Raw genomic sequence first — 6,643 nt, forward strand, 5'->3', positions numbered from 1 at the left:
AGGGAAAAGAGCTTTAATCTTTACTCGTACCGTGGAAGCATAATATTCAAGCACCTCATTCTCATTATTGCCAGAGTATTTTCCCAGCAAATCATAGAATGAATACATTCCCTTCAAAACGCCTAAATCGCTGAGATACTTGAAGATAAAAATCTCAACAAAGGTGTACAAACAATTTTCAGGCGTCGCTCCCGAAACAGCCCATAAATCTTGCCATACTTTTTCGGCCAGAGGCAAAGGATCAACAGACGCAGCAGCCTTGATTTGATTATTGGTAGCATTAATAGAGGCTCGAATCTTATTGATGAGGGTAATACACTCTGTGCTACTCTTGTCAAAATTTAATGTAATGCGGCTACCATCTTCCTGTAGAATTTCTTGACCGGTAGCGGGGTTAATCCAAAAAGTTTTCTTGCCGTCAGTAACAATGTAAACTTTTGCCTGCAATATCTGGGCTGTCCCAATTTCTTGTGCAATAGCTTTAGCAATCTGTTTTTCGGTTCGCAACTCCTGAGGGGTCTTATACTCGATAGCTGCGATAATAATTGGCTTTTTAACAATCAAGGCATCCGGCTTTTTTCCCTCATATGCTTCATAGTCTTTATCGGGAATAATCTTCGCTCCTTTAAGAGCTTTTAATGTAGTAGCGCCAATATTGTAGAAATTCCAATCGCCCATTTTTTCAGGAGCTTCTATCAAATTACGCTGAATCAGTTCTTCACTCAATGGTATCTGCTCCTTCCTGCCCCGTACTGGTGGCGTTTAGATAGGCATCTATGTCATCTTTACGGATGCGCCAGCTTCGACTTCCAACTTTGGAAGCAACAAGTTCCTTAGAGGCAATCATTCGCCGTACCGTTTTATCGCATACTTTCAAATATTCAGCCGCTTGAGCAACTGTAAATAGTTCGTCTGCCATAACACATTCACCCCATTTTGTCAAGTATATCATTATTTTTTATGGGGCGCAATATGTTTGGGGGAAATTTTGCGAATTTATCAAACTCAAATGGACAATAGGGGATTCAATTGGACAATCTGTGTTTTCGATTGTCCAAAAATTCTTTATTCTTGAAGATTAATAGACGGGATAAACCATTGACATTTTTATTTTGAGTATATTGTTAAAATACTAATCACTATTATGGTGGTGTTTGAGTAACTCATACACTTCTTTCATAAGCATCATTCCTAAGGAAAAACCATATTGAAATTGTGCTTCCAACTCCATACAGTGAACATCGATCACATGGGTGTGAAACTGGTTGACCAGCTCCATCTGCTCTTTGGAGAGCTTTTCCTCTAACTCGGTAAGCAGTTCTCCGGTATGCCTATGTAGCTTGCGGTATTCTTTTTCATGAGGAACCACCTGTTCTGCGGGGTAGATATTACCACAATATAAGTCATCTAACACCATCTCACAGCACCTCCTTTGCATCATAGATCAGTTCGTGACGGACAATTTCCTCCGCACGGTTTCGGATGCTGTTCATTGCCCTGACCCATGCCATCTGATCCTGGGCTTTCAATTCCTCAGTGATTTCTTCCGTTTCTTCTATCTGGGCAATGATACAATGCAGCCGGTTTTGTGCCTGTTCGTTCAGATCCGCCAGGTATGTCCAGAGTTTTCCGGTCAAAATCAGGTCATTATACTGGGCTGGATGGCACTGCTCCAGATAGGCTTTGTGCATACGGCCCCAAATCCCAATGGGGCGGTTTTCTTCCGGCAGCTGTAAGTCGGGGATATAATAGTCACCGACCAGCGTATAGCCGATACCGTTTTGACAGGTTTTCTTCGGTAAGTGTTTCATAAGCGACCTCCTGTATTCGATTTTTCTCCGAATCCAGCTGATCGTGTCCCTGTTCATGTCAAATTCAAGGCAGCTGAACTCTTCATCAACAAGTATGGCATATCTTTGCCGAGCTTTTGGTAGTTGAGAGAGTGAGAGGTTTCCCGCCCACGGCTCTCGCCGGTGTTGTAGGTGTCGATGGTCTCCTTCCCCAGCACGGCAGCCAGCTCTTTGAGGGTAGTCGGTTCCTTGCCGCCCAAAAAAATTGAAGTATCCATGTTTCCAACAATGGTGTCGGCACTGTCCTTATAAATAGCTTTGAGCTGACTCTGCGCTTGCAGCACCAGACAGGCGGAGATCTCACGGCTGCGGATGGTGGCAACCAGCTTTTCCAGCTTGGGAATCTGGCCTATGCCAGGCTCTCCGAACGGTAAGGTACGGAGCCTCGCAATCAAGATACACCGAATCCCATTGAAGTCCGAGGATTTCTTCTCTCCGCAATCCTGCGTACAGCCCCAGCATCACGAACACATACGGCGGTAAGCCGTAAATGGCATCCAGCAGCTTATCCACCTGCTCATCCGTAAGCGGGAGGCGGTCCTTCTGGGGAATCCCGCCCACATTCTTCTTCAGATAGATGGTCGGATTCTCATCAATGATCTTACTCTCCATTGCTGCCGTGAAAATACACTTATATAGAACATTCACTGATTTGTACACGGATGCCGACTTTTTCGATGCCGCCAACAGTGCCAGGCGAATGTCATCTGCTGTTACATCTCCCATATGCATATCGCCCAATGGCTTGATGATGTAGTTCTTCACTTTCGATGTATAGTCAATCAGCGTTGTCATCCTGATCTGTGCCGACTGCATCAGCAGCCATTTCTCGCAATACTCCTCCACTGTAGGTGTACTGCGGCGATACGTCTTGTTCTCAATCTGCTGGATCGCTTCCTGTTCCTTCTGGTACAGTTCCTCTCTCGTTCTTGCATATAAGGAAACCCGCCGTCCCTGCTGATCTGTTACACGGGTTCGATAATATTGCGTTCCCTTCATACTCACCGTACCATAATCGGGAAGCATCATTCTTCTTGCCGCCATATCATTACCTCCAATCCTGTTGATGCTTTCATTATTGCGGATTCATCGTCCATACTCAACGATGTCGATTTTCACCGCCGAAAGCTTCGAGGTTTGCGATATGTCGCAGCACGTTCCATCGGTTTTGCACGGTGCGTACATTTTGCAATGTACTCCTGAATCCCCACTTCCGTGAAATAAACGCAGCCGTTTTCCACATACTGAACATAGGAGATCAAACCGTCTGTTCTTGCAGCATCCAGTGTTTTTACGCTGATTCCCAGTATACTGGCTGCTTCTTTCCTTGTAATCAGTTTATCCATCGCCTTCTTCGCCATCCTTTCGGCATTTGCCCTGTCTTTTTTTCTCTGCTTGTTCCGGAATGTAATATCCAAGTTGAATCCTTACAGCTTCATCAATCCCACGCATCTGCCCCTTACTTACCCGCCCAAGATAGCGAATCACGCATATCTTGTCGCAGGTGTCGAGCTGTTCTGCCAATACCATAGACGGTTTTGCCAATCCCTTTGCTTTACGGAGAAAGAAATGCGTTGGCTGTTTTCGCTTCTTCTCAATTTTCGATGTCAGCGGAGCAATCGTGATCGTCGGCGCATAATAATTGCCGACATCATTCTGAAGAACCACAACAGGACGAACACCGCCCTGCTTTGATCCGACCGGAACACCGAGATTGGCGAGATATAAATCACCTCGCCGATAAACCCAGTTTTCTTTCATATGCTGTTGTCTCCAATCTCCATACACTGATATGGATAAAGCCTGCCAGGTATCATGCTGATACAGCACCCGGCAGCGCTTTCTGAAAATATGGTTTCTCTGTACTTTTTCTTATCACCCCAGAGATGTAGGATTTCTCACAGGCGGCAGTGTGCTTCACTGCTCCATTGGAATTTAACCATCCCGCCTTCCTTATGGCCGGACCGCGAATTACGGAAGTATCATTGTCCCTGTCCGGCTTTAACACCGCCGCCGGTTGCAATCCGGCATTTGCTTCTGCGAAACCGCTATCGCCCCGATGGGCTTCATGGCGTGCAGTCGAAGGCTCGACCAAACAGGAATGTACCTGAAGAATGAGTATTCAGTTTTCAAGGGACATCCGGACTTTCGTCCTTACAAAGTAAGTTTAACAAGAATCCTCCGGTTTCGCGTTGGCCTCGTAGGCGCACTTTGGTTGTCCTTGCAGGACTACATACGGTTCGTTTTGACTTTTTCAGTGTTCTATACAGCCGGATTGAGGCAAAAAAATACCCCGTTGGTTTCCCAACGAGGCATCAAAGACGATTCTATTCTGTTTTCTATAAACTGGTACCCGTTTATCTCCTGGTGACCATTTGAGTCACGGCCAATGTATCAAAAAAGCAACGCTCATCTCAGCAAATCAGACAAGCTGTATTCTCCTTTGGGGATATTTGCTGTTCTGCGATACTCTTTTATGGCTTTCACCAAGAGCTGAGGATTACTGAAATACTGCTTCACAAAATCATACGACTTCACATCATGCATCCGAAGATTTATTTTACAAAATTCGCTTGGTTTTTTTCCAGAACGCTTAAACTGATCATATGCTCCTTCCGCATGAATAATCAGCATTTCAATTTCTGGAGCAGTAATGACATTTACCACGTCAATTTTCTGCTCATATGCTTTACTCAATCGAAATTCCTCTCTGCGAGAATCCAAAATCCGTATCACAGAAATCTGCTCATCGAATCCTTTCCGTAAGTATCGCTCCTCGAATCGTTTAGCACTTCTGCAACGGATGACACGTTCTTCCAACATTTCTTCTCTGTTGAAAATCAGAAGATCATTATCAACCAGTATGTCGATAATAGCTTCTTCGGCAGAGCCTTCACATATACACGCCTTGTATTTTGCTAATTCCATTCTGCCGCCTCCTTAATTGATTGAAGCAGCCAGGCTTTTCTTCAAGCGCATATACGCTTCATATGCTGGCGTTGTTCCCTCAAGGAAGCCGCTCTGGTAAGCATCACTCTTTTTAATATCATTACGTTTCAATATATAGCTCAGATTTTCTGCTGTAATGCCATTACGGTTTCTAACGATACAAATTCCGTCATTTCGGTCATATTCGTCCAGCAGTTCCGGATAATGCGTAGTGAAAATAAGCGTTCCGCCATTTTTGTTCAGTCGGCTGTCCATAAAGAAGCGCACTAAGGTCGTTACAATTTCCTTGTTGAAATGATTCTCTATTTCATCTACCAGAAGATAACCACCTGAATGAAGAACTTCCTTTACCATCGAGAATGTAATAATACCCTTAATCGTACCAGAGGACAGATACTGCTCAAGGTCTGCCGCATTATTCAGGATAATCTCTTCTTCATCCTTAAACTTCAAGTGGATAAATGTTTTTCCCTCTGTCTGCTCAAAACACAATTTCTCAATGGTCGGATCGAGAAATGCAATTACCTCCAATGGAATATCTTCGGTAAATGGAAGCACATTCACATTCGTATAGGAAAGCAGGCTGAATATTTCCACTGTATCATTCGCTTTTTTATTATGTGCAATGACAAAGCTGACATCATCAGAAAGGTATGCTTCATCGCTATTGCGCTGCTCTACAGGCTTCATTCCTGTAAAATCTGTCAGATACTTTTTCGACTTAACGGTTGCAATCGGTTTTTCCCAAAGGCTTTCAGACAGAATCGAATACACATATTCCCCTGTTTTCGACTTCTTTGCCGCAATTACAGTTTCCAAGCAGCAGACGTAGCTACGCTTATCATAAAAATATGTGCGGATTGTAACATTCTTCGCTCCGCCAAGAATGCTTTTTGCCTCCACATGATTGATGGGCTCATTTTTCACAATATTTAAGGCCAAGCTAATGACCTTTAATACCGAGGTCTTGCCAGATGCGTTAATTCCAATGAAAGCACAGGCAGAGTGGAGATAGTAGTTATCCGTCAAACGGTAAAGATTATCTTTGTCCTCTTCGCAAACACGTTGCTGTGTATAAAAGCAAATATCCAAGTCTTTTTTGAATAATGGGAGTCCTTGTGCGGTGATGCGGAGTATTTTCATAGGTAGTCCTCCTCTAAAAACAGTTTTTTCGTTTTTATTTTCTTATAATCTTATTATACGCCGCAATTCAGAAAATATCAACGTATTTTCCGTTTTTATTTTCCGAATTGTTTTTGACACTAAAAAGTATCCGTTCAATATGGCAAGCCCTGTGATTGCTGACCCGTTCCACCGCATGAAATACATGGAGCGTCATGGAAGCGGCCTACGCAAAATCGTCAGGGAAACCGAAAAGCCGCCTGGATATACAGCGGCATATAATCCGAAAATTTTCTCAACGGCAACAGATTTCAGAGTCATCTTGAAAAATGTAAATTGCCAACTTAGTCAGAAAAACTTAGTCAATGACCAAGTTAGTGAGCAAGATAAATCGCCGGACATCCCACACACAGTTTTGAATCTTTGTATCCACCTTATTGCCCACGGCAGTGAGGGTGCTCAAATCACTCATGCTCACTCTATCATGGGTACAGCCAATGATAAGTCCTATGACGCAACCCATGATAACTTAGAGGATGACACCCATCAAGGTATCCACCAAGATAGCCACCATGATTCTACGCCGTCAGCAGTTATATTGCACCTAATGCTTTTTAGGGAATCTCTGATTTAATCCGCACTACCATAAAGGCTCCGGATGTGGGATAATAACACTATCAACGCAATGGTGGTGTATGGGGATGAAGAAACAGGAAACATTT

Annotated in this window: 9 protein-coding genes and 2 pseudogenes; 1 reads left to right on the plus strand and 10 read right to left on the minus strand. The window is 43.8% G+C overall.

Features of this window, described 5'->3' with window-relative positions; translation table 11 throughout:
- The 10 genes and pseudogenes from ACTNBK_RS16365 to ACTNBK_RS16410 all read right to left on the minus strand — a co-directional run.
- Positions 1-726 (minus strand): hypothetical protein (locus tag ACTNBK_RS16365; RefSeq protein ID WP_441147708.1); only part of this gene is annotated, 726 nt, incomplete at its 3' end.
- Complete coding sequence (locus ACTNBK_RS16370) at positions 719-919, minus strand: helix-turn-helix domain-containing protein (RefSeq protein ID WP_195451378.1); 201 nt, start codon at positions 917-919, stop codon at positions 719-721. The genes ACTNBK_RS16370 and ACTNBK_RS16365, both read right to left, overlap by 8 nt.
- A 213-nt stretch (positions 920-1,132) precedes the next feature.
- Positions 1,133-1,417, minus strand: a complete 285-nt coding sequence (locus tag ACTNBK_RS16375; RefSeq protein ID WP_340039135.1) for a DUF6809 family protein — start codon at positions 1,415-1,417, stop codon at positions 1,133-1,135.
- A gap of 1 nt (position 1,418) precedes the next feature.
- A complete protein-coding gene (locus tag ACTNBK_RS16380) occupies positions 1,419-1,811 on the minus strand; it encodes a TnpV protein (protein WP_441147711.1) in 393 nt (130 codons plus the stop codon).
- Between the two features lie 98 nt (positions 1,812-1,909).
- Positions 1,910-2,281 (minus strand): annotated as a pseudogene (locus ACTNBK_RS16385) (TraG/TraD/VirD4 family protein); the annotation flags it as partial.
- A pseudogene (locus tag ACTNBK_RS16390) lies at positions 2,202-2,894 on the minus strand (tyrosine-type recombinase/integrase); the annotation flags it as partial. The pseudogenes ACTNBK_RS16385 and ACTNBK_RS16390, both read right to left, overlap by 80 nt.
- Positions 2,895-2,965: 71 nt before the next feature.
- Complete coding sequence (locus ACTNBK_RS16395) at positions 2,966-3,196, minus strand: hypothetical protein (protein ID WP_002576363.1); 231 nt, start codon at positions 3,194-3,196, stop codon at positions 2,966-2,968.
- Positions 3,189-3,611: a type II toxin-antitoxin system PemK/MazF family toxin gene (locus ACTNBK_RS16400; RefSeq protein ID WP_002576364.1), complete on the minus strand. Its 423-nt coding sequence runs from the start codon at positions 3,609-3,611 to the stop codon at positions 3,189-3,191. Before ACTNBK_RS16400 ends, ACTNBK_RS16395 begins: the two co-directional genes overlap by 8 nt.
- Before the next feature lie 648 nt (positions 3,612-4,259).
- On the minus strand, positions 4,260-4,778 hold the full coding sequence (locus ACTNBK_RS16405; protein ID WP_002576365.1) for a hypothetical protein: 519 nt from the start codon (positions 4,776-4,778) through the stop codon (positions 4,260-4,262).
- 12 nt (positions 4,779-4,790) lie between these two features.
- Positions 4,791-5,942 carry an AAA family ATPase gene (locus tag ACTNBK_RS16410; RefSeq protein ID WP_002576366.1) on the minus strand — a complete coding sequence of 384 codons (1,152 nt, stop codon included), beginning with the start codon at positions 5,940-5,942 and terminating at the stop codon, positions 4,791-4,793.
- On the opposite strand from ACTNBK_RS16410, the gene ACTNBK_RS16415 reads away from it, so the two are divergent.
- Positions 5,926-6,555: an ATP-binding protein gene (locus ACTNBK_RS16415; RefSeq protein WP_441147715.1), complete on the plus strand. Its 630-nt coding sequence runs from the start codon at positions 5,926-5,928 to the stop codon at positions 6,553-6,555. The two genes, ACTNBK_RS16410 and ACTNBK_RS16415, sit on opposite strands and share 17 nt — an antisense overlap.
- The last annotated feature ends 88 nt before the right edge of the window (positions 6,556-6,643 follow it).

Origin of the sequence: Intestinimonas sp. HCP28S3_D6, assembly GCF_052065695.1 — a bacterium.
Taxonomy (GTDB): Bacteria; Bacillota; Clostridia; order Oscillospirales; family Oscillospiraceae; genus Intestinimonas.